Source organism: Cohnella sp. GbtcB17 (assembly GCF_019091135.1).
Lineage (GTDB): Bacteria > Bacillota > Bacilli > Paenibacillales > Paenibacillaceae > Cohnella.
In genome coordinates, this window is sequence record NZ_JAGXJW010000007.1 from 139774 (window position 1) to 159397 (window position 19624).

Sequence of the window (19624 nt, forward strand, 5' to 3'; positions counted from 1 at the left end):
ATAGGATACAAAGCATGAGCTGCGGAGGAGGGGAAGCATGGACAAGAAGATCTCCAAAGATGTTCTGAATTCGGTGAGCAAGAAGACGGGCAAGCCCGTCTCGGAAGCGTCGCTCAAAAAAATCGCGCAAAAGGTGTCCCCGGACATCATGCAAAGCGAAGCGCAAATCCGCCAGCTGATCAAGCAGGTATCCAGCACGGCGGGCGTGCCGGTGTCGGAAGATACGATCAAAGAGATCGTGGGCGCCGTCAAAAAAAGCGGGTTGAACATCGGCAATCTCGAAGGACTTATGAAAATGATGCTCAAAAAATAAGGGACGAAGCCGTAGAAGCCCCCTTCCTTTCAAAGGAAGCGGGGCTTTTTCGGCATTTGGCGCATTCGATTCGCAGCGCCGGCTTTGGCGAATCATTCCATTCATTGATTTCGCGCAATCGGGCAACCTGAAGCAGAACGTCATTCAGAACCGATTGCCGAAAGGGGATGCAAACTGCTATGACGACGGATACGAACGTCCGCGACCACTTTCTGACAGCCGTCAGACAGCGTCGCAGCTTTTACGGCATCAACGACGAAGCGATCGTGCCGGACGAGCGGATCGAAGAGATCGTCAAGGAAGCGGTGAAGCATACGCCGTCTTCGTTCAACTCCCAGAGCGCCAGAATCGTGCTGCTGCTGAAGAAGGAGCACAAAAAATTCTGGAACATCACGACGGAGACGCTTCGCAAGGTCGTCGCCGATCCCGAGCAATTTCAAGCGACCCAGGAGAAAATGAACGCGTTCGCCGCCGGCTACGGCACCGTGCTCTTTTTCGAGGACCAGACGGTCATTGAGGATTTGCAGCGGCAATTCGCATCGTACAAAGACAACTTCCCGAAGTGGTCGGCGCATTCCTCGGGCATGCATCAGTTTGTCGTCTGGACGGCACTCGAGACCGAGGGGTTAGGCGCTTCCCTGCAGCATTACAACCCGCTCGTAGACGAAGAGGTTAGGCGGACGTGGGGATTGCCGGACAGCTGGCTGCTGATCGCGCAAATGCCGTTCGGCAAACCGGTCGCGCAGCCCGGGGAGAAAACGTACAAGCCGCTCGAGGAAAGAATCAGGATTTTTAAATAACAACGACAGGCCGCCTTTGTTCGCCAAGGCGGTTTTCGTCATTTTTGCCGGCGAAACGCGAATGTCCGCCAAGAATGTGGTATAATATGTTCCGTTTTATAGCATCGAATGCCGATCGTTCGCTTCATCGCGCAAGGATCGTCGTTATACATAGCTGCCGGGTCAGGGAAGGGACTGTTCGCTCGTTATGGATCCGATGATGAAAATGTGGGTGTCGTTCGTCGGCATCGGACTGATGGTGCTGTCCGCGGTGCTGATCATGCTCGCGCGGGCAAAGACGAAGGGCGCGCTGCGGTTCGCCATTTCTTTCGTTTCTTTTATAATGCTGCTCGTCGGCATGGTATGCGGACTTATATCGATCATTTGACAACGAAGAATCGGGCCGGAGGATTAATGATGCTGACGTTAAAAGGTAGGACGATCGAAAAGCGTATCGAGCCCCGGGCGGGCGCTACGCTGCTGGAGCTTGCGCTCGGCGCCGGCGTCGATTGGCAGTTCAACTGCTCGAGAGGCACTTGCGCACGCTGCCGCTGTCTCGTCACCGAAGGCGGCGAGCATCTGGAGGAGTCGACCGATGCCGAGTGGGACCGTCTCGGTCCGGACGAGCTGGACGCCGGATACCGCCTCGGCTGTCAGGCGCGCGTCGCGGCGGACGGCGGCGCGATCGCGGCCGTCAATCGGACGTACTTCTAAGGAGCTGACAACCATGCCGACTGGAGGAGCGGGCGAGAGCATAGTGCAAGCGTTGTCCGCATTTGCGGCGATGACGGAAGCCTGCGGTGCGCGATGGGTGGTGGGCGGCAGCGCGGGACTCGCGCTTCGGGGAGCGCGGCTTGCCGCAGCGCCGAGAGACCTGGACATTTATGCGGACGCCGCGTCCATCCCCGCTTTGCATGACCGCGTTGCCGGATGGACCGTGGACGAGCCCGCATGGGACGAGAGTGGGCGATACCGGTCGCTGCTGTCACACTACCGGTACGGCAGCGTCACGATCGAGCTGGTCGGCGACTTCGAGATTCGAGCGCCCGGCTCTATTTATCGGACGGAAGTCGACGCTTTTTTGTACGCGCACGGAGACGATTGGACCCCGATCGATGGCGGCCGGCCGATCCGCCTCATGCCGCTCGGACATGAGCTGATCTTTAACCTGCTGCGCGAACGCCGTGACCGCGCGCTCGAGGCCGCCCGGCTGATCCGGGAGGCGCGGGGCTCGCACTTGATTGCGCTTCGGCAGCTGGTCGCCGGACAGTCGCTGTCCGACGGCATCAAGAGCGAGTTGTCGTATCTGACGGCCGCGGAGCCGAAGGAGGGCGCGCGAGATGGGCGATAAAGGCGGTTGCGACGTCGAGTTCGGACCGGAAGGGCAGATCGTCAGCGTCAGGACGGGCACGACGCTGCTCGATGCGGCCAGACGGGCGAGAGCGCCGGTTCGCACGCGATGCGGCGGCGTGGCGGGCTGCCTCATGTGCAAGGTGGACGTGCCTCCGGCATACGCGGATGCCCTCTCGCCGCCGACGGAAGCGGAACGGCGCAAGCTCGGGCCGCTGCTGGAGCAAGGCGTCAGGCTGTCCTGCCAGGCGCGGGTCCGTCGTCCGATTCGGGTCGAGGTTCCCGAGGATCCGCTCAAGGCGGCCGTTCGGCGTCAGCTCGAGCGGCAGCGCTCGGACGATCTATGGTAAACGAAATGCCGATACAGAAGGCGAACACGGGGGGCTTTTACAATTGATCAGATCGCAATGGATGATTAACGGCCGGCTGGCGGCCAAGCGAGCCGCGGCGTTGGCAGCCGCGATTATGCTGCTGCCGCTGGCAGGCTGCTTGTATCCGGACGAGTATACGCCTTCCAATCAGGTGTCGGCCAAAGAAGCGGTGAGCGCCATCCAGGCAGCGGTCGACAGCTATCGCAAGGATACGGGACTCCTGCCGATCGAGAACGCTTCGGAGGGAACGCCGCTATACGAGAAGTTTCGTTTGGACTTCGCCAAGCTCAAGCGAATGGGCTACGTCACCGATATTCCGAAGGAAGCTTTCGAGAGCGGAGGCGCCAATCAATTTCTTATCATCGACGAAGAAAGCGATCCCAAAGTGAAGCTGCTCGATCTGTCCGTCTACCAGACGATCGGCACGGTTCAGACGAAGGTGAACGCTTACGTGCTCAAACATAAAGGGAAGCAGCCGGTGTCGGACGAGAAGTATCCCGACTTTCGCGCCATCGATTACAAGGCGCTCGGCATCGACGATCCCGCGATCCGCAGCATGTATACGGGCCGGGTGCTGGAGCTGATGATCGATCCGGGCAGCACCGTGTACGCGGATTACGGCATCGACATCGTCAAGGCGCTGGAAAAATCCGCGGCGAAGCCTAGCGAAAGCGACGATCTGCGGTCACTGCTCGCGGACGAATCGTTTTACGTGCCCGTCAAGTCGCCGGTATACCGCCTGGTCGGCGGCGAGCCGCAGGCATTTCTCAAATAGCGCCGGCCGCGTGAAGGACAAGCCGAACCGTTCCGCTGTCGGAACGGTTTTTTTGTTGTTTCTTCGGACATAGGCGCCCCTTTCCCGACATAAGATCATTTGGATGAGCGAACGGCAGGCGGGACGTTTAAAAATTACGATCTCCCGTCATATTCGCCGGCATGGCACATACAATGATACTAGTCCAAGTTCATGTACGAGTCCGTCGCGCTGGCGGAACCGCAGGCTTCGCGATTACGATGGGGAGGGAATCTCAGTGGAAAAAGTGGATATTTTCAAAGATATCGCCGAACGTACGGGCGGCGACATCTACCTCGGGGTCGGCGGCGCCGTCCGGACAGGCAAATCGACCTTTATCAAGCGCTTTGTGGAGACGGTCGTGCTGCCGAACATCGCACATGAAGCGGATCGCGTCAGGGCCGTCGACGAGCTGCCGCAAAGCGCGGCGGGCCGTACGATCATGACGACCGAGCCCAAGTTCGTGCCGAACAACGCCGTTCAGATCAAGGTCGGCGAAGGCCTCGAAGTCAACGTCCGGCTTGTGGACTGCGTCGGCTACGCGGTCGAGGGCGCCAAAGGCTACGAGGACGAAAACGGTCCTCGCATGATCACGACACCTTGGTTCGAAGAAGCGATTCCGTTCCAGGAAGCGGCCGAGATCGGCACGCGCAAGGTCATCCAGGAGCATTCGACCTTGGGCGTCGTCGTGACGACCGACGGCACGATCGCGGAAATTCCGCGCAGCTCTTATGTGGAAGCGGAAGAGCGCGTTATCGCAGAGCTTAAAGAGGTCGGCAAGCCGTTCGTGCTGATCGTCAACTCGACGAAGCCGAAAAGCGATGAAGCGCAAGCGCTTCGCGCCGAGCTTGCCGCCAAATACGATATCCCCGCCATTACGCTGAGCGTGGCTTCGATGGGCGAAGACGAAGTGCTCGGCGTCCTGCGCGAGGTGCTGTACGAGTTCCCCGTGCACGAAGTCAACGTCAACCTGCCGAGCTGGGTCATGGTGCTTCAAGAGCAGCACTGGCTGCGCTCGAGCTACGAAAATTCGGTCCGCGACACCGTGCGGGACATTCGCCGCCTGCGCGACGTAGACCGGGTCGTCTCGCAGTTCCTCGAATACGACTTCGTCGACCGCGCCGGCCTCAGCGGACTGAATATGGGCCAGGGCGTCGCCGAGATCGACCTGTACGCGCCGGACGAATTGTACGACCGCATCCTGCAGGAAGTCGTCGGTACGGAAATACGCGGTAAAGATCATCTGCTGCAGCTGATGCAGGAGTTCTCCCATGCCAAACGGGAGTACGACCGGTTCGCGGAGGCGCTCGAGATGGTGAAGACGACCGGCTACGGCATCGCCGCGCCGACGCTGGCGGAGATGCAGCTCGACGAGCCGGAGCTGATCCGGCAGGGCTCCCGCTTCGGCGTGCGGCTCAAGGCGACGGCGCCTTCGATCCACCTCATCCGTGTCGATGTCGAGTCCGAGTTCGCGCCGATCATCGGTACGGAAAAGCAGAGCGAGGAGCTCGTGCGCTATCTGATGCAGGACTTCGAGAAAGATCCGATCAAAATTTGGGATTCCGACATCTTCGGGCGCTCCCTGCACTCCATCGTGCGGGAAGGCATTCAAGGCAAGATCGCCATGATGCCGGACAATGCCCGCTACAAGCTGCAGGAAACGCTCGGCCGCATCATCAACGAAGGCTCAGGCGGTCTCATCGCCATTATCCTTTAAATGCAAAAAGCCCGCGCGCCGTCCAAGGCGTGCGGGCTTTTTGCATGGCGAGGATCGAACAATATCGGGATGCGGTCAGGTACTTATTTTATTCTTGTTAAATCGACATTGTTCGCCTAAAATAGACTCTTGTGTATACAGCACTCTCGACGCCACTGATAATCTTAAAAACCAATTGACATACTTGGTAATAATCCTTATGATAATTTATCAGAAGGATTTAATAGATTAGGGAGGCCATTCTAGTGAAAAAGCAATTTCGATTCGGGACGTGGCTCGCGCTGACGATGGCGCTTGTGCTGCTTCTGGCCGCATGCGGCAACAAAAACAACAACAGTGCCGCGCCAAGCGGCTCGGCATCGGCATCGCCGTCCGCTTCTGCATCAGCGTCGCCGTCCGCATCTGCATCGCCTTCCGGCTCCGAAGCCGGCGGAGAAGCCGAAGCGCTTAAAGGCAAGAAGATCGCGCTTATCATGCGCCTGAACACGGGCACCTTTTCCGCCCAATACGTCGACGGCGTCAAAAAGCAAGTCGAGAAGTTCGGCGGCAAGGTGACCGTCATTCCTTCCGACAACAAGCTCGACGTCATGGCCACGAACCTCGACGCAGCCGTTACCCAGAAGTACGACGGCATTCTGATCGACCATGGCGATGCGAACGCGCTGACCTCGGGTGTCGACAAGGCGATCGCGGCCGGCATCCCGGTCGTCGCGTTCGACTCCGGCCTGACCAACACCGGCGTCACGAGCCTCGCGCAAAACGACCAGAAGATGGCCGAGCAGACGCTCTCGGCGCTCGCGAAGGATGCGGGCGGCAAGGGCAGCATCGTGAAAATTTGGGTCGCCGGCTTCCCGCCGATGGAGTCGCGCCAGATCGCCTACAAGGCATTTCTGGACGCCAACCCGGACATGAAGGAGCTGGCGGCTTACGGCACCGCGGACGGCGCGCAGTTGGACGCGCAGACGAGAACCGAAGCGATCTTGAAGCAGTATCCGGAAAAGGGCAGCATCACTGCCATCTGGGCGGCCTGGGACGAATTTGCCAAAGGTGCGGCCAACGCGGTCAAGCAAGCCGGACGCGACGAGATCAAGATCTACGGCATCGACCTGAGCGACGAAGACCTTGCGCTCATTCAAGATCCGACGAGCCCATGGGTCGCTTCCGCAGCCGTCGATCCGGCAACGATCGGTCAAGTCCAAGTTCGCTACCTGTACCAGAAGCTGCACGGCGACGAAACGCCGCCGACGGTTCAGCTCGACTCCGTCTACGTGAGCCGCGACGCGCTCCCGACGGACAAAAAAGTAACGACCGCCGATCTGTCCCAGTACGTGGACGGATGGGGCGCGAGCGACACCGGCAACACGGATTATCTCAAGGCGCTTGAGCAATCCGTCGGCGCCAAGTAAAATAAGCTAGGGACGAGGACGGCGCGGGATTCTGACCGCGCCGTCCTGTATTGCGATCGGAAGGAAATGCGCAAGGAGGAGCGGATATGAGCGTCGCCTTACAACTAGCGATGAACGATATATCGAAGTCGTTCGCCGGCGTCAGCGCGCTCGGCGGGGTGGATTTCACGCTGCGGCCGGGGGAAGAGGATGCGCTGCACGGCGCGAACGGCGCCGGCAAGAGCACGCTGATGTAGATCCTGTCCGGCGCCGACGCGGCGGACGGGGGCACGATCCGGATCGGAGAGCGCGAGCTGTCGATCGCCTCCCCGGCGGACGCGAAGGCGGAAGGCATTCACTGCGTTTACCAGGAAGTCGATACTTCACTCGTGCCGCATCTCACCGTAGCGGAGAACATGATGCTCGACCGGATCGCCGCCGACAAAGGATCGATGTGGATGAACTGGTCCGCGATCGGCAGGGAAGCAGAAGCGGTGCTTAGCCGCATCGGATCGCGCATACCGGTCGCGCGCAGGGCGGACGAGCTTACCCTGGCGGAAAAGCAGATCGTGCTGATCGCCAGGCTTCTCGTGCAGGAGGCCAAATTCGTCATTCTCGACGAGCCGACGGCACCGCTGAGCCTGGAAGAAGCGGACAGGCTGTTCGGCATTATGGACGAGCTGAAAAAGCAAGGCATCGGCATCGTCTTTATTTCCCACAGGCTGCCCGAAGTCAAGCAGGTCAGCGACCGGATCACCGTCATGCGCGACGGCAAGGTCGTGCTGTCCGAGCCGGCTGCCGCCGTGGAAACGGGTGATATCGTCCGGGCGATGCTCGGCCGCAGCTTCGAAGAGGAATATCCGAAGGCGACCGTGCCGATCGGAGAGACGCTGCTTGAGGTCGAGGACATCGCCGCGGGACACCGCGTCCGTGGCGTCAACCTGAGCGTCCGCCGCGGCGAGATCGTCGCCGTCGTCGGCCTCGTCGGCGCGGGCAAGACGGAGCTGTCGAGGCTGCTTTTCGGCGCGGATCCGGCAGATCGGGGCAACGTCAAAATCGCCGGCAAGACGGTGAGCGCGGCTTCGCCGGCGGACGCCGTCCGCGCCGGAATCGCGCTTGTGCCGGAAGAGCGGCGCAAGGAAGGCATTCTGGTCGGCTCTTCGGTCCTTCATAATCTGAGCTTGCCGATTTTGAAGCAGCTCAGCGGCGCGCTGGGCTTTCTCTCGCGGCTGTCGGAGCGCAAGCACGCGGAAGGCATGGTCGGCCGGCTTGGCATTCGCACGGCTTCGCCGGGCCTGCTCGTCGGCTATTTAAGCGGCGGCAACCAGCAGAAGGTGGCGATCGGCAAATGGATGGCGACCGACGCCGAAGTGTTTATGTTCGACGAGCCGACTAAAGGCGTGGATGTCGGCGCGAAGCGCGACATTTTCCGCATCATCGGCGAGCTGGCCGCAGCGGGCAAAGGCGTCCTGTACTTGACCTGCGAATTCGCCGAGGCGCTGGGGCTTGCGGACCGCATCCTCGTGATGTGCGACGGCGCGATCGTCAAGCAATTCGACCGAGGCGGCGTAACCATGGAAGAGCTACTTTATTACGCAAGCGCAGGCAAGGAGGATCTGGCGTGAACAACCGGCTGTTGCAATTTTCGTACAAATACGGCGCGCTTATTTTTATCGGGCTCGTCATTTTGTTTTTTTCGCTGCGCAACGAGTACTTTTTTACGTATTCGAACCTGGTGGACATTTTGCGTTCGATCTCGATTCTCACCTTCGTGGCGATCGGCGTGACGATCTCGCTCACGGTCGACGGCTTCGACCTGTCCGTCGGCTCGACGGTATCGCTGACTACGGTCGCGACGGCCACCATGATGATCTGGTACGAGTTGCCGCTTGCGGTCGTACTCATCGTGCCGCTGCTCATCGGCGCCGTCGTGGGCCTGCTTAACGCCTTCCTGATCGTCAAGGTCCGGATTCCCGACCTGCTCGCCACCTTGGCGGTCATGTACATCGTGAGCGGCATCCACAAGACGTACACGAAGGGCTACTCGATCTACAACAACATGCAGTTCCAGGACGGCACCAAGGCACCGGGCGTCATGAATCCCGATTTTCTGTGGATCGGCCAAGGCAAGCTGTTCGGCGTGCCCTTTCCGGTCATTTTGATGGTTCTGGCGGTGATCGGCGCGCATGTATTCATGAAGTACACGCGTTTCGGACGCCGCACGACGATGACCGGCGGCAACGAGGAAGCCGCGCGCCTGTCGGGCGTCCGCGTGCGCCGCGTCCGCGCCTGGGCGTACGTCGCTTCGGGCGTCTTCGCCGCCATCGGCGGCATTCTGTACACCGCGCGCGTCGGCTCCGGCCAGATCGACGCCGGCGCGCCGATGCTGATGGACGCCGTCGCGGCCGTATTCGTCGGCTACTCCGTGTTCGGCGCGGGCCGCCCGAACATTATCGGGACTTTCGTAGGTGCCGTCCTGACGGGCATTCTGATCAACGGCTTGACGATGCTGCACGTCCAGTATTATACGACCGATATCATTAAAGGGGCCGTGCTCGTGCTTGCCTTGACGGTCACATTCGTCCATTTGAGCCGCCGCAGGGCTTAAATATAAGGCTCTCGATAAAGCTCGCGCCGCTTGCCGCTTGCGGTGCCGCCGTTTTCATGTGTATAATTTTCGTTGAAACGGATAAACAGATACTACGCCAGTTGTCCGTATGGGAGGTGAATGCATTGAACAAGACCGAACTGATCGCGAAGGTTTCCGAGCTTGCGGACCTTTCCAAGAAGGACGCGACATCCGCGGTGGACGCCGTTTTCGACGTCATCTCCGAAGCGCTCCAATCCGGCGACAAGGTACAGCTCGTCGGCTTCGGCAACTTCGAAGTCCGCGAACGCTCCGCCCGCAAAGGCCGGAACCCGCAGACCGGCGACGAGATCGAGATTCCGGCAGGCAAGATCCCCGCGTTCAAGCCGGGGAAGGCGCTCAAGGACGGAATTAAATAATAAGACTAAGCGTAGGCGCTAGCGATACATACCGCGTGCCGGGTACGCTGCGCACGGGAAGCCATCTTTGCCTGAATTCAAGGCGGAGATGGCTTTTTCTATGTGCGCGCGTCCCTTGCAAGGCTGATTCATATTTTGCGATAAAGCGATTTACACGCATCGACACGAATGTTAGTATTTTATCAGAATAGGTATTCGGGTGGATTTTGTAAAATAATATCTTCCAGCAGTGGATGATTTTATCGTTTTATAGTATTTTAGATAAAAGGGGCTCAAAGCCAATGCATTATGTACCATTCGTAATAGGAGCCGCCATCGAATGCTTTGGCGTATTTCTGGTCATGTTTTCCCTTTTTCGTTTCCGACTCAACCGGAGAGCCTTCATCACCGTTTCGATCGTTGCGTTCATGATGAGCCAGGTTTCCTACTTCACGCGTTTGAACCCGGAGACGGTGAACCTTTCGACTTATATCCAGTTTTTCCTATACGTCATTATTTTGTGGATTTTGTTCAGGGTCCCGATTTTTTATTCGATCATTATGAATTTCGCCGGTCTGTCGCTGCTTATCGTCGTTCAGGGCATTACGATCCTCGCGCTCGGCCAGTACAACTCGATATCCGTCGAGACGATCAAGGACGACGAGGCGATCAGCGTATCCGCGCAGCTGCTCACTTTTATTCTTATGTTCGTCGTCGCGCGCGTCATCAAGCGATTCAATTGGGGATTCGACTTCGTGCCGACCTCGCGCAGACACGACTTGGAGTTCAAAGGCACCAATGCGACCTTGATTGCGGTCATCATTTCGGCGATCGTCGCTTTTATGGTGCTGGCTTATGTATTTCGGAATGAGTTCGAAGATTATGTCGTCTACGCGAGTCTCGTATTCATATTAACCTTGCCGCCGTTTCTTTATATCGCGTTAAGGAAGGACAATGAGGATGCTGCGTAAATATTCGGAAGGACTCAATTTCAGGATGACCGAAGCCGGCGTCCAGGCGCCTTCGGTGGACGTCATCGAATACGCGCTGAAAATCATCGTCAATACGGTGTTTATCGCGACGGCGACGCTCGTCCTCGGACTGGTGACGGGCGAGCCTGCGGCGACGCTGGCGGTGATCGTATCCTTTGCCGTGCTGCGTCTTGCGACGGGAGGCTATCATCTCCACTCGAACGTCGGCTGCATCGTCGGCTCTACGATCGTGTTGACGTTAATTCCGCATATTCATCTCGCCAATGCATGGTCGCTCGGACTTACGCTTTTCGCCTTGGCGATGGTCGCCATCTTTGCGCCCTCCAACTTCGACAAGTACGCGTGGATCAAACCGAAGCACTATCCGATCCTCAAGGTGATCGGGCTTGCGATCGTCGCTTCGAATCTGTGGATTCGCTCCGATCTGCTCGCCTTGACGTTTGCGGTTCAGACGCTGCTGCTCCCCTTTAAGGAAGGAGGTGAAGAAAAATGAAAAAACGCGCATACAGCGTGGTAGGTTCCCTGCTTGTAGCCGTCGCTTCCTTGTTCGCATTCACGGGCTGCTACGTCTTTCTGAACAAACCTACAATGCCGAAGGAGCTCCGCAGATGAGCAAAATGATTCCGGTTTCCATTCGTCGCGGCAAAGAGGTTGAAGTGGTCGAGATTCCGCTCGAAGATGTGCTGTTCCAGTTCATCGAGAACGGGGTCATCAAGTTTCAGACAGCGTACGGCGTGTTCAGCCATCTTAGCACCCTAGAAGAGTTCGACCGCTATTTGTCCGGCGAAGGCTTCCGAAAAGTCGAGCGCGGCTATTTGGTGCAGACGGACAAGATCCAGCGATACGACGGAGATCTCGGGCGCGTGTTTTTTGAAGGCGGCATCAGCGCGCCGGTATCCAGGGCCCACCACAAGGACCTCGTTGCTTTCTTGCGGGAAGACTCAGGAGCGCCGGCTTACGGATTGAATCTCAAGCCTTCCAAAGCTTAAGAGCATTGGCCGGCGGCATACCAGACAGCCGCCGGCTGCCCGGCTGCGGGGTTTTCGAATGACCCTGTCGAATGAATGAGATAGACTTGCAAGCAGAACGTATCGCGTGCTATAATCACATACGTTCGCTGTTATTCCGGGACGTAGCACAGTCTGGTAGCGCGCACCCTTGGGGTGGGTGAGGTCGTGGGTTCGAATCCCGCCGTTCCGACCATTACATAAGTGAACAAGACTGCTTCCCGCGGCTTCACCCGGGGAGCCGTTTTTATTAGTAGAGGCGCATTCTGCTCGAACCGTTCAGCTAGCGATCACAAGGAGGCAAGCCGATATGGAGCTACCGAATCAAGCGGATTATATCGTCGTCAAGGCCAAAGAGAGCGGCGTTAACGTGATCGGATTGACGCGCGGACAGGACACGCGATTCCATCACACGGAGAAGCTGGACAAAGGCGAAGTGCTGATCGCACAATTTACCGATCATACCTCCGCCATCAAGATCCGCGGCAAAGCGACGGTCTTGACCAAGTACGGCATCGTCGAGACGGACAACGAATAAGCATGTCTCGAAGAGCAGGCATAGCCTGCCCTTTTTATTTATACAATGGAAGGAGCGAAGGCCGGACGGTCACGGGAGGGATAGCGATGCGTCATTGGTGGAGCGGGCTCGCACTGCTTGCGGCGGGCGTGATCGTCATCGTGCTGCTCAGTTTGATTCAGCCTGCGCGAACGGAGCGTTCCCGGTCGGACCGCGAGGAGCTGTTCGCCCCGATTCGCAGCGAGCGGCTCGTGGACGAAGGCGTCGTCGACCTCGTCGACCCGTTGCCGCTGGCCCATTCGCTCAGCCGCGTCCGATGGGAGCCCGGCATCTTGAGCGTGGATCTGGAGGTCTCGCCCGGCGATGGAGATGCGCAAGCGCTTATGGGCGATATTTACGAGCTGTCCAGGGCTTCGTTCGAGCGCGTGAACAACGTCAGGCAGCTGTTGATTCGCGTTTATGCGCCTCGGGGAGCGAGCAAGGTTTTGCTCGCTTCGGCCGATATCAAGGCTTCGGATTGGACGGCATTGAACGCGGCCATGCTGTCCGATGGCGCTCGGACTCCTAACTTTCGCTTGAGTTGGACGGCGGCCGGGCGGTCCTGGCTCGCAAATTTAGCATTTTAATGAACGGTTGAAGCGTCTCATGCGGCGCGCAAACGGTTATGTTATAATTAATCAATTGAAAAAGCGACGACACCCGCGTTTTGCAACTCCGGAGGCTGAACATGACACGTAAACCGATCGCGCAATTAGCCCGCAAATATACAGAATACGATATGATTACGAGGCATACGGACCTGCCCGAGTTCCCGGAAGGGCGCGTTCGTCTTCTTCAAGCCGTGCTTGCGGACCTGCAGGAGCTGGGCGGGCAGGCGGAGCTGTATCCGCTCGCGACCTCTTTGGTTCAGCTCGGACTCGATACGCACGATCTCGTCGAGAACGAAGAGAGCGGCGCCAAGGCGCAAACGAAACAAATGCGAGCTCGGCAGATGAAGGTGCTGGCAGGCGATTATTTCAGCGGCCGCTTTTACCATCTGCTGTCGCAGGCCGGTCAGATCGAGACGGTCAAGCGGCTGAGCGAAGCGGTATGCGAAGTGAATCGGATCAAGATGTCGTTGTACGGCAAAATGAAGCAAATGCGCGTGAATGCCGAAGAATACGTCAGCTACGGATCGGCGATCCGGGGCGTTCTTTTCATGTCGTTCAGCCATCTGATGAGCGGCATGTACGCCAAGCTGTGGCCCGAGCTCGTCGAACGCTTCTCGAGGTGCGAGCTTTTGCTTCAGGAGCTGCTGCGGCTCCAGCGTCCGGATGATTTGAGCGGGAGCTGGGGCGTTTGGCATGTCCTCGGCGAAGGCAGCCCCGAGGATCGGAGAGCGATCGAGGAGCGTGCGGACGATCACGGCCTGCTGCGGCAGCTGATGGACAAGTACGGCGTAGCGGACAAGCTGGTGGCGCTGCTCAGGCAATCCGCAGGACAGCTTCAGGCGATGCTGCCCAAGCTGCCGTCCGACAAGCTGGCAGCGGAGCTGTCGAATTTAATCGAACCGTTTCTTCACGGACCGGCATGGATGCCGGCCACGGCGATCAAGGAGTTGGGATGACCAGAATGGATGCGAAGTCCAAGCAGAATCACGTTCATTCCGTCTTCGAGAGCATCGCGCCGAAGTACGATATGATGAACGACATTATCAGCTTCCGCCGCCATAAGGCTTGGCGGAAGTTCACCATGCGCAAGATGAACGTTAAAAGCGGCGAGACTTCGCTCGACCTGTGCTGCGGCACTTGCGACTGGACGATCGCGCTGGCCGAGGCGAGCGGCACCGGCCGAACCGTCGGGCTCGACTTCAGCGCCGGCATGCTCGCAGTCGGCCGGGAAAAGGTCAAGCAAAAAGGATTGGACAAGCAGATCGAGCTCGTGCAAGGCAACGCGATGGAGCTTCCGTTCGCGGACGACACGTTCGATTACGTTACGATCGGCTTCGGCTTGCGCAATGTGCCCGACTATGCCAAGGTGCTCTCCGAGATGCACCGCGTCGTCAAGCCGGGCGGCCAAGTCGTCTGCCTGGAGATGTCCAAGCCGGGCTGGCAGCCGTTTAAGGCGATCTATTATTTTTACTTTAAAAAGCTGATGCCCCTGCTAGGCAAGCTTGTGGCGAGCAAGTACGAGCAGTACCGCTGGCTGCCCGAGTCCTTGACCGATTTTCCCGACCTGCCTAGGCTCGCCGAGATGTTCGGGGAGGCGGGTCTTCAGGAAGTGCGCGCTTATCCGCTGGCCGGAGGCGTAGCCGCGCTGCATATGGGGAAGAAAGGGAATGAACGGGCATGATTCGGAAGTTGAAGATTTTCCTCGAAATGATTAAGTTCGAACATACGATATTTGCCCTGCCGTTCGCCTACGTAGGCACGATTCTAGGTTCCGTCACCGTCAACCGCGAGCTGCCCTCCTGGGCGCAGTGCGGCTGGATTCTGCTCGCCATGGTCGGCGCGCGGACGGCCGCGATGAGTTTGAACCGCATTATCGACAAAGCGATCGACGCGCGCAACCCGCGAACGGCGGGCAGGGCGATCCCCGCGGGATTGCTGAAGTCGTCCGAAGCGGTGCTGTTCGTCGTCATCTCCTTCGCTTTGCTGTTCTGGGCGGCATCGCAGCTGAACCCGCTGGCGCTCAAGCTGATGCCGATCGCGGTATTCATGACCGTCATCTACTCTTATACCAAGCGTTTCACATGGGCCTGCCATCTTGTGCTCGGCCTCACGCTCGGACTCGCACCGCTGGGCGGCTGGGTCGCCGTCACCGGTACGATCACGTGGCCGGCCGTCGTGCTGTTCGCGGCTGTCGCGCTTTGGTCGACCGGCTTCGATATCATCTACGCCAGCCAGGACGTCGACTTCGACCGCAAGGAAGGCCTGTATTCGTATCCTGCGCGTTTCGGCATCGCCACGGCGCTAATGACCGCCAGAGTCATGCACGTCGTCACGCTCGCCGGCTTCATTTTGCTGCTCGCGATGACGGACCTTAGCTGGTGGTATTTGGCCGGCACGCTGGTGGCGGCCGTACTGCTGTATTACGAGCATCAGCTCGTCAAGCCGGACGATTTAAGCAAGCTGAATGCCGCTTTCTTTACGATGAACGGTGTGCTTAGCACCGTATTGTTCGTTTTCACCTTCATCGATCTCGTATTGGTGCGCGCATGGTGAGGCCGGGAGAACGTCCTCGTCGTTGGGCGGTCGGGATCACCGGCGCGAGCGGCGCCGTTTACGGCATCAGCTTGTGCAGGGAACTGTTAAAGGCGGGCATCGACGTTCATCTGGTCATCTCCGAGGCCGGTTGGCGCGTACTTAAGGAGGAGCTGGGCTGGAACGCCGCCAAGCGCGCCGCGTCCGTGGCCGATGCTTTTGCCGGGATCGAAGGCGGCGAACTGGTCTACTATCCGCCCGGCGATATCGGCGCCGCGATCGCGAGCGGCTCCTTCCGGTGCGAGGGGATGGTCGTCGTCCCGTGCTCGATGGGGACGCTGTCCGCGATCGCCCACGGCAGCTCGGACAACCTGATGACGCGGGCGGCCGACGTCGCGATGAAGGAGGGGCGTCCGCTGCTGCTCGTGCCGCGGGAGACGCCGCTGAACGCCGTGCATCTCGAGAACATGCTGAAGCTGGCGCGGATCGGCGTTCGCATCATTCCGGCGATGCCGGCCTTTTACCAGGGGCCGCAGACGTTGGACGACGTCGTCAGGTTCATGACCGGCAAGATTATGGACGTCATGGGTCTCGATCATCATTTATACAACAGATGGGGCGAAAGCAATGAATCATGACCGAACGGAGCCGATCCGGATCGGCAGAATCGACTATACGAACGTATGGCCGGTATTCCACCACTTTGAGCCGACGCTGCTCCGATGTGCACCCAAGCTGGTGCGGGCGATGCCCGCCGAGCTCAACCGGCGGCTGCGAGAAGGCGCGATCGACATGGCCGGCATTTCTTCGTTCGCTTACGGCCTGAACAGCGAAGACTACGTGCTGCTGCCGAATCTGTCGGTGAGCGCCCGCGGTCCCGTGCAGTCGATTCTGCTGTTCCTGAAGTCGCCGCTCGAGAGAGTGCTCGACGGCGGCACGATCGCCATGACGACCACTTCGGCAACCTCGGTCAATCTATTGAAGATTTTGATGGAGAAATTCCATGGCGGGCATCCGGTATACGAATCCGCCGAACCGGATCTCGAGACGATGCTGGCGAAGGCGGACGCGGCGCTGCTCATCGGGGATCACGCCATTCGGGCTTCCTGGCAGCGTCACGGCTACGAGGTCATCGACCTGTCGGACAACTGGTACCGGTTCACCGGCATGTGGATGACCTTCGCGGTATGGGCGGTCAGACGCGAAGCAGCTGCCGCGAAGCCTGCGGACATCGGAGAGGTCTACGAGGCGCTGGTCGAGTCGAAGCGGCTTTCGTACGGCGACAAGCAGCCGGTCATTGCGCACGCGCTGCATACCGTCGGCGGGACAGAAGCTTATTGGAAGTCATATTTCGGCGGCTTGAACCACGATTTCGGCGCAGGTCAGCGCGAAGGCTTGTCCTTGTTTTTCAAATACGCCCGCGAGCTTGGCTATATGGACAAGGCCGTCTCGATCGAGGAATGGGGCCCGGCCGGACCGGTCGCGGCGCCGGCGGCACCACCACAATGAACCGAAGGTGACTATATGAAGTTGATGCAGCTCTACGCTTCACTCAAATCCGATCTGCAAGCGATCGAAGACGCGCTGGCCGGCAGCGTCGCCAGCGACCTGCCGCTGCTGAACGAATCGGCGCTGCACCTGCTCAAGGCGGGCGGCAAGCGGCTGCGTCCGGTGTTCGTGCTGCTGTCGGGTAAGTTCGGCCAATATTCGCTCGATCAGCTCAAACGCGTCGCCGTGCCGCTCGAGCTCATACATATGGCATCGCTCGTGCACGACGACGTGATCGACGACGCCGACACGCGCCGCGGGCAGCCGACGGTGAAGGCGAAGTGGGACAACCGCATTGCGATGTTTACCGGCGACTATCTGCACGGCAAGTCGCTCGTCATCGCGACGGAGCTTGCGCATCCGCGCATCCATCAGATTTTGTCCGGCGCGATCGTCCAGATGTGCATCGGCGAGATGGAGCAGATCCGGGATTTTTTCAATACGGAGCAGAGCGTCCGCAACTATTTGCTGCGCATTCGCCGCAAGACGGCGCTGCTCATCGCCATCAGCTGCCAGCTCGGCGCGATGGCGGCGGGCGCACCCAAAAAGCAGTGCGACATCTTGTACCGCTACGGCTACAACGCCGGCATGCTTTTTCAGATCACGGACGACCTGCTCGATCTGTGCGGCACGGAAAAAGCGATCGGAAAGCCGCCGGGCAGCGATCTCCGTCAAGGGAACATTACGCTGCCCGTGCTCTACGCGCTGCAGGAGCCTGCGCTTCGGGACAAGCTGCTGGGCGAGATCGCGAAGATTCAGGCCGCCGGCGGGAATGCCGACTCGAGTGCGGCCGTCAAGCTGGTGCGGGGCAGCTCGGGCATCCGGCAGGCCGAAGCGCTGGCCGAGCGATATATGGCGAAGGCGCTCAAGCTGCTTGAAGGCTTGCCGGCCATTCCTGCGCGCAAAAATTTGGCGGATATCGCGAGATTTGTGGCGCAAAGAAGCTATTAATCGGTACGGTTGTGGTAAAATGATGGAAATACCGCGGATGTGCCGGACAGGCCTTTCGTATCACAGGGGGTTGAATGATGGAACGCACGTATCTCATGGTAAAGCCTGACGGCATCGAGCGGGGGCTGATCGGGGAGATCGTCGGCCGCTTCGAACGCAAGGGATTGAAGCTGATCGCCGCCAAACTTATGCGGGTAACGCCGGAGTTGGCCGAGCGGCATTACGCGGAACACAAGGGCAAAGTCTTTTACGACCGGCTCATCACATTCATCACTTCCGGTCCCGTGTTCGCCATGGTGTGGGAGGGAGACGACGCCGTGACAGCGGCCCGCCAGCTGATCGGCAAGACGAGCGGGATCGAGGCGGCGCCCGGCACGATTCGCGGAGATTACGCGATACATACCAATTATAACTTGATTCACGGCTCGGATTCGCAAGAGAGCGCGCTTCGCGAGATCGGCATCTTTTTTGCCGAGGATGAGCTGCTTGACTACGACAAAGTCATTCAAGTGTGGATCTAGACGCTTTACAAGCGCGACGAACCGACGGGGAGCATGGGCATGAGCGAACATTTAGCGCGGATGACGCCTGAGGACGAGGATTTCGCCAATTTTATCGCGAATGTCCGCAAGGCGACATCGATCGATCTTTCGCAGTACAAAGAAACGCAGATGCGCAGGCGGCTCACGACGCTGCGCGTCAAAAATGGCTTCGCCGATTTTAATTCCTATTTTAAAGCCATTATGGACGAGCCCCGTCTCCGCAACGAATTTTTGGATCGCATGACGATCAATGTCTCCGAATTTTGGCGCAACCCGAATCGCTGGAGCATGCTCATGGACCGGTTTCTGCCGGACATGATCAAGCGTTCGCCGAAGCTCAAAGTGTGGAGCGCCGCATGCTCGACGGGCGAAGAGCCCTATACGATCGCGATGATTCTCGATCGGCTCGGCGCCCTGGGGCAGGCGACGCTGCTTGCGACCGACATCGACGAAGGCGTGCTCGCCAAAGCCAGGACCGGCATCTATCCCGAGCGTTCGATCCGGGAAGTGCCCAAGGACATGGTGGAGGCTTACTTCAAAGGCGGCGGGGACGCCTTTCAGGTGGACGAACGTTTGAAGCGCGCCGTCCGGTTTCAGAAGCAGAATTTGCTTTTCGATTCGTTCCAGGACGGGTTCGACCTGATCGTCTGCCGCAACGTCATGATTTATTTCACCGAGGAAGCGAAGCAGCAGCTGTACGACAAGTTTGCCAAGGCGCTGAAGCCCGGCGGCATTCTTTTCGTCGGCAGCACCGAACAGATTTTCTCGCCCGGCCAATACGGACTCGAGACCGCCGACACGTTTTTCTACCGCCGCCTCGTATGAAGCGGCCTCCCCTGCGCGATACTAGGAGCGATTCTGAGGCAGCGGAGGGTGTCATGGACAAGCGCAAAGCGATCGAAGCCTATCGGAGCGGGCTCATCACGGCGCAGGAATGCGCGCAAATACTCGGGCTCGAGCATCCGTCGCTGCTCGGTCTGGTGCCGGAAGCGGTACAAGCCCGTCTCTCGCCGAAGGACACATCCGTCCTCGGAGAAGGCAAGCGGGACATGGCCGGCTCTCGCGACTGAAGCGGCGCCGGCAGGCGCCGCGCCGACTTTCGGTCCGTCCGTATGGGCGGGCTCTTTTCTTGTCAAAAGCTTTAACGCTGTACTATAATAAACGAAAGTATTCGGGTCGCCGCAAGATTCGG

At 59.0% G+C, this 19624-nt stretch carries 26 protein-coding genes, 1 tRNA gene and 1 pseudogene; all 28 read left to right on the top strand.

All coding sequences use genetic code 11. From position 1 onward, the window contains the following. Positions 1-37: 37 nt before the first annotated feature. The 28 genes and pseudogenes from KVT38_RS05815 (at position 38) to KVT38_RS05950 (ending at position 19502) form a co-directional block, all read left to right on the top strand. Positions 38-313, top strand: a complete 276-nt coding sequence (locus KVT38_RS05815) for a stage VI sporulation protein F (protein ID WP_217592742.1) — start codon at positions 38-40, stop codon at positions 311-313. A 179-nt stretch (positions 314-492) separates the two neighbouring features. Further along, complete coding sequence (locus KVT38_RS05820; RefSeq protein WP_217592743.1) at positions 493-1113, top strand: nitroreductase family protein; 621 nt, start codon at positions 493-495, stop codon at positions 1111-1113. A 187-nt stretch (positions 1114-1300) separates the two neighbouring features. Continuing rightward, the gene (locus KVT38_RS05825) at positions 1301-1480 is read left to right on the top strand and encodes a DUF2768 family protein (protein ID WP_217592744.1); all 180 of its coding nucleotides are present in this window, start codon (positions 1301-1303) and stop codon (positions 1478-1480) included. Between the two features lie 29 nt (positions 1481-1509). Beyond that, positions 1510-1806, top strand: a complete 297-nt coding sequence (locus tag KVT38_RS05830) for a 2Fe-2S iron-sulfur cluster-binding protein (protein ID WP_217592745.1) — start codon at positions 1510-1512, stop codon at positions 1804-1806. A gap of 13 nt (positions 1807-1819) precedes the next feature. Then, positions 1820-2443 (top strand): hypothetical protein, encoded by a 624-nt coding sequence (locus KVT38_RS05835; protein WP_217592746.1) that lies wholly within the window; start codon positions 1820-1822, stop codon positions 2441-2443. After that, positions 2433-2792 (top strand): 2Fe-2S iron-sulfur cluster-binding protein, encoded by a 360-nt coding sequence (locus tag KVT38_RS05840; RefSeq protein ID WP_217592747.1) that lies wholly within the window; start codon positions 2433-2435, stop codon positions 2790-2792. The genes KVT38_RS05835 and KVT38_RS05840 overlap by 11 nt, the downstream gene beginning before the upstream one ends. A 43-nt stretch (positions 2793-2835) precedes the next feature. After that, positions 2836-3588: a DUF3939 domain-containing protein gene (locus tag KVT38_RS05845; protein ID WP_217592748.1), complete on the top strand. Its 753-nt coding sequence runs from the start codon at positions 2836-2838 to the stop codon at positions 3586-3588. 256 nt (positions 3589-3844) lie between these two features. Next, entirely contained in the window at positions 3845-5323 is a 1479-nt protein-coding gene (gene spoIVA / locus KVT38_RS05850) for a stage IV sporulation protein A (RefSeq protein WP_217592749.1), read from the top strand. Between the two features lie 245 nt (positions 5324-5568). Beyond that, positions 5569-6729, top strand: a complete 1161-nt coding sequence (locus tag KVT38_RS05855) for a sugar ABC transporter substrate-binding protein (protein WP_368859057.1) — start codon at positions 5569-5571, stop codon at positions 6727-6729. A gap of 86 nt (positions 6730-6815) precedes the next feature. Then, a pseudogene (locus tag KVT38_RS05860) lies at positions 6816-8333 on the top strand (sugar ABC transporter ATP-binding protein). Then, positions 8330-9316, top strand: coding sequence for an ABC transporter permease (locus KVT38_RS05865; protein ID WP_217592750.1), 987 nt, complete (start codon positions 8330-8332; stop codon positions 9314-9316). Before KVT38_RS05860 ends, KVT38_RS05865 begins: the two are co-directional and overlap by 4 nt. Before the next feature lie 125 nt (positions 9317-9441). After that, positions 9442-9714, top strand: a complete 273-nt coding sequence (locus KVT38_RS05870) for an HU family DNA-binding protein (protein WP_090112863.1) — start codon at positions 9442-9444, stop codon at positions 9712-9714. A gap of 281 nt (positions 9715-9995) precedes the next feature. Continuing rightward, entirely contained in the window at positions 9996-10664 is a 669-nt protein-coding gene (locus tag KVT38_RS05875; protein ID WP_217592751.1) for a hypothetical protein, read from the top strand. Beyond that, the gene (locus KVT38_RS05880; protein WP_217592752.1) at positions 10654-11178 is read left to right on the top strand and encodes an accessory gene regulator B family protein; all 525 of its coding nucleotides are present in this window, start codon (positions 10654-10656) and stop codon (positions 11176-11178) included. The genes KVT38_RS05875 and KVT38_RS05880 overlap by 11 nt, the downstream gene beginning before the upstream one ends. Continuing rightward, positions 11175-11297, top strand: coding sequence for a cyclic lactone autoinducer peptide (locus KVT38_RS05885; protein WP_090112858.1), 123 nt, complete (start codon positions 11175-11177; stop codon positions 11295-11297). The genes KVT38_RS05880 and KVT38_RS05885 overlap by 4 nt, the downstream gene beginning before the upstream one ends. Further along, positions 11294-11674 (top strand): LytTR family DNA-binding domain-containing protein, encoded by a 381-nt coding sequence (locus tag KVT38_RS05890; protein ID WP_217592753.1) that lies wholly within the window; start codon positions 11294-11296, stop codon positions 11672-11674. Before KVT38_RS05885 ends, KVT38_RS05890 begins: the two co-directional genes overlap by 4 nt. Positions 11675-11811: 137 nt before the next feature. Next, positions 11812-11888: transfer RNA gene (locus tag KVT38_RS05895), tRNA-Pro, on the top strand. Between the two features lie 114 nt (positions 11889-12002). Next, entirely contained in the window at positions 12003-12230 is a 228-nt protein-coding gene (gene mtrB, locus KVT38_RS05900) for a trp RNA-binding attenuation protein MtrB (RefSeq protein WP_217592754.1), read from the top strand. 86 nt (positions 12231-12316) lie between these two features. After that, positions 12317-12835: a hypothetical protein gene (locus KVT38_RS05905; protein ID WP_217592755.1), complete on the top strand. Its 519-nt coding sequence runs from the start codon at positions 12317-12319 to the stop codon at positions 12833-12835. A 101-nt stretch (positions 12836-12936) separates the two neighbouring features. Beyond that, positions 12937-13815 (top strand): heptaprenyl diphosphate synthase component 1, encoded by an 879-nt coding sequence (locus KVT38_RS05910; protein WP_217592756.1) that lies wholly within the window; start codon positions 12937-12939, stop codon positions 13813-13815. A 5-nt stretch (positions 13816-13820) separates the two neighbouring features. Further along, the gene (locus KVT38_RS05915; protein ID WP_483298162.1) at positions 13821-14540 is read left to right on the top strand and encodes a demethylmenaquinone methyltransferase; all 720 of its coding nucleotides are present in this window, start codon (positions 13821-13823) and stop codon (positions 14538-14540) included. Further along, positions 14537-15412: a UbiA-like polyprenyltransferase gene (locus KVT38_RS05920; RefSeq protein ID WP_217592758.1), complete on the top strand. Its 876-nt coding sequence runs from the start codon at positions 14537-14539 to the stop codon at positions 15410-15412. The genes KVT38_RS05915 and KVT38_RS05920 overlap by 4 nt, the downstream gene beginning before the upstream one ends. Beyond that, complete coding sequence (locus KVT38_RS05925) at positions 15409-16029, top strand: UbiX family flavin prenyltransferase (RefSeq protein WP_483298161.1); 621 nt, start codon at positions 15409-15411, stop codon at positions 16027-16029. The genes KVT38_RS05920 and KVT38_RS05925 overlap by 4 nt, the downstream gene beginning before the upstream one ends. After that, the gene (locus KVT38_RS05930) at positions 16019-16900 is read left to right on the top strand and encodes a menaquinone biosynthesis protein (protein ID WP_217592760.1); all 882 of its coding nucleotides are present in this window, start codon (positions 16019-16021) and stop codon (positions 16898-16900) included. The genes KVT38_RS05925 and KVT38_RS05930 overlap by 11 nt, the downstream gene beginning before the upstream one ends. A gap of 15 nt (positions 16901-16915) precedes the next feature. Then, positions 16916-17890, top strand: a complete 975-nt coding sequence (locus tag KVT38_RS05935; protein WP_217592761.1) for a polyprenyl synthetase family protein — start codon at positions 16916-16918, stop codon at positions 17888-17890. A gap of 77 nt (positions 17891-17967) precedes the next feature. Further along, complete coding sequence (ndk, locus tag KVT38_RS05940; protein ID WP_217592762.1) at positions 17968-18411, top strand: nucleoside-diphosphate kinase; 444 nt, start codon at positions 17968-17970, stop codon at positions 18409-18411. Between the two features lie 33 nt (positions 18412-18444). Further along, positions 18445-19257 (top strand): CheR family methyltransferase, encoded by an 813-nt coding sequence (locus KVT38_RS05945; protein ID WP_217592763.1) that lies wholly within the window; start codon positions 18445-18447, stop codon positions 19255-19257. A gap of 53 nt (positions 19258-19310) precedes the next feature. Then, positions 19311-19502: a hypothetical protein gene (locus tag KVT38_RS05950; protein WP_217592764.1), complete on the top strand. Its 192-nt coding sequence runs from the start codon at positions 19311-19313 to the stop codon at positions 19500-19502. Positions 19503-19624: the final 122 nt, after the last annotated feature.

What these genes read in the sequence shown, in the direction of transcription:
- KVT38_RS05885 (WP_090112858.1), top strand. Translation starts at nt 11,175, where the DNA reads ATGAAAAAACGCGCATACAGCGTGGTAGGTTCCCTGCTTGTAGCCGTC.
- KVT38_RS05905 (WP_217592755.1), top strand. Translation starts at nt 12,317, where the DNA reads ATGCGTCATTGGTGGAGCGGGCTCGCACTGCTTGCGGCGGGCGTGATC.
- mtrB (WP_217592754.1), top strand. Translation starts at nt 12,003, where the DNA reads ATGGAGCTACCGAATCAAGCGGATTATATCGTCGTCAAGGCCAAAGAG.
- KVT38_RS05910 (WP_217592756.1), top strand. Translation starts at nt 12,937, where the DNA reads ATGACACGTAAACCGATCGCGCAATTAGCCCGCAAATATACAGAATAC.
- KVT38_RS05935 (WP_217592761.1), top strand. Translation starts at nt 16,916, where the DNA reads ATGAAGTTGATGCAGCTCTACGCTTCACTCAAATCCGATCTGCAAGCG.
- KVT38_RS05950 (WP_217592764.1), top strand. Translation starts at nt 19,311, where the DNA reads ATGGACAAGCGCAAAGCGATCGAAGCCTATCGGAGCGGGCTCATCACG.
- KVT38_RS05945 (WP_217592763.1), top strand. Translation starts at nt 18,445, where the DNA reads ATGGGCATGAGCGAACATTTAGCGCGGATGACGCCTGAGGACGAGGAT.
- KVT38_RS05915 (WP_483298162.1), top strand. Translation starts at nt 13,821, where the DNA reads ATGGATGCGAAGTCCAAGCAGAATCACGTTCATTCCGTCTTCGAGAGC.
- KVT38_RS05930 (WP_217592760.1), top strand. Translation starts at nt 16,019, where the DNA reads ATGAATCATGACCGAACGGAGCCGATCCGGATCGGCAGAATCGACTAT.
- KVT38_RS05830 (WP_217592745.1), top strand. Translation starts at nt 1,510, where the DNA reads ATGCTGACGTTAAAAGGTAGGACGATCGAAAAGCGTATCGAGCCCCGG.
- KVT38_RS05890 (WP_217592753.1), top strand. Translation starts at nt 11,294, where the DNA reads ATGAGCAAAATGATTCCGGTTTCCATTCGTCGCGGCAAAGAGGTTGAA.
- KVT38_RS05820 (WP_217592743.1), top strand. Translation starts at nt 493, where the DNA reads ATGACGACGGATACGAACGTCCGCGACCACTTTCTGACAGCCGTCAGA.
- KVT38_RS05880 (WP_217592752.1), top strand. Translation starts at nt 10,654, where the DNA reads ATGCTGCGTAAATATTCGGAAGGACTCAATTTCAGGATGACCGAAGCC.
- KVT38_RS05875 (WP_217592751.1), top strand. Translation starts at nt 9,996, where the DNA reads ATGCATTATGTACCATTCGTAATAGGAGCCGCCATCGAATGCTTTGGC.
- KVT38_RS05815 (WP_217592742.1), top strand. Translation starts at nt 38, where the DNA reads ATGGACAAGAAGATCTCCAAAGATGTTCTGAATTCGGTGAGCAAGAAG.
- ndk (WP_217592762.1), top strand. Translation starts at nt 17,968, where the DNA reads ATGGAACGCACGTATCTCATGGTAAAGCCTGACGGCATCGAGCGGGGG.
- KVT38_RS05835 (WP_217592746.1), top strand. Translation starts at nt 1,820, where the DNA reads ATGCCGACTGGAGGAGCGGGCGAGAGCATAGTGCAAGCGTTGTCCGCA.
- KVT38_RS05840 (WP_217592747.1), top strand. Translation starts at nt 2,433, where the DNA reads ATGGGCGATAAAGGCGGTTGCGACGTCGAGTTCGGACCGGAAGGGCAG.
- KVT38_RS05920 (WP_217592758.1), top strand. Translation starts at nt 14,537, where the DNA reads ATGATTCGGAAGTTGAAGATTTTCCTCGAAATGATTAAGTTCGAACAT.
- KVT38_RS05825 (WP_217592744.1), top strand. Translation starts at nt 1,301, where the DNA reads ATGGATCCGATGATGAAAATGTGGGTGTCGTTCGTCGGCATCGGACTG.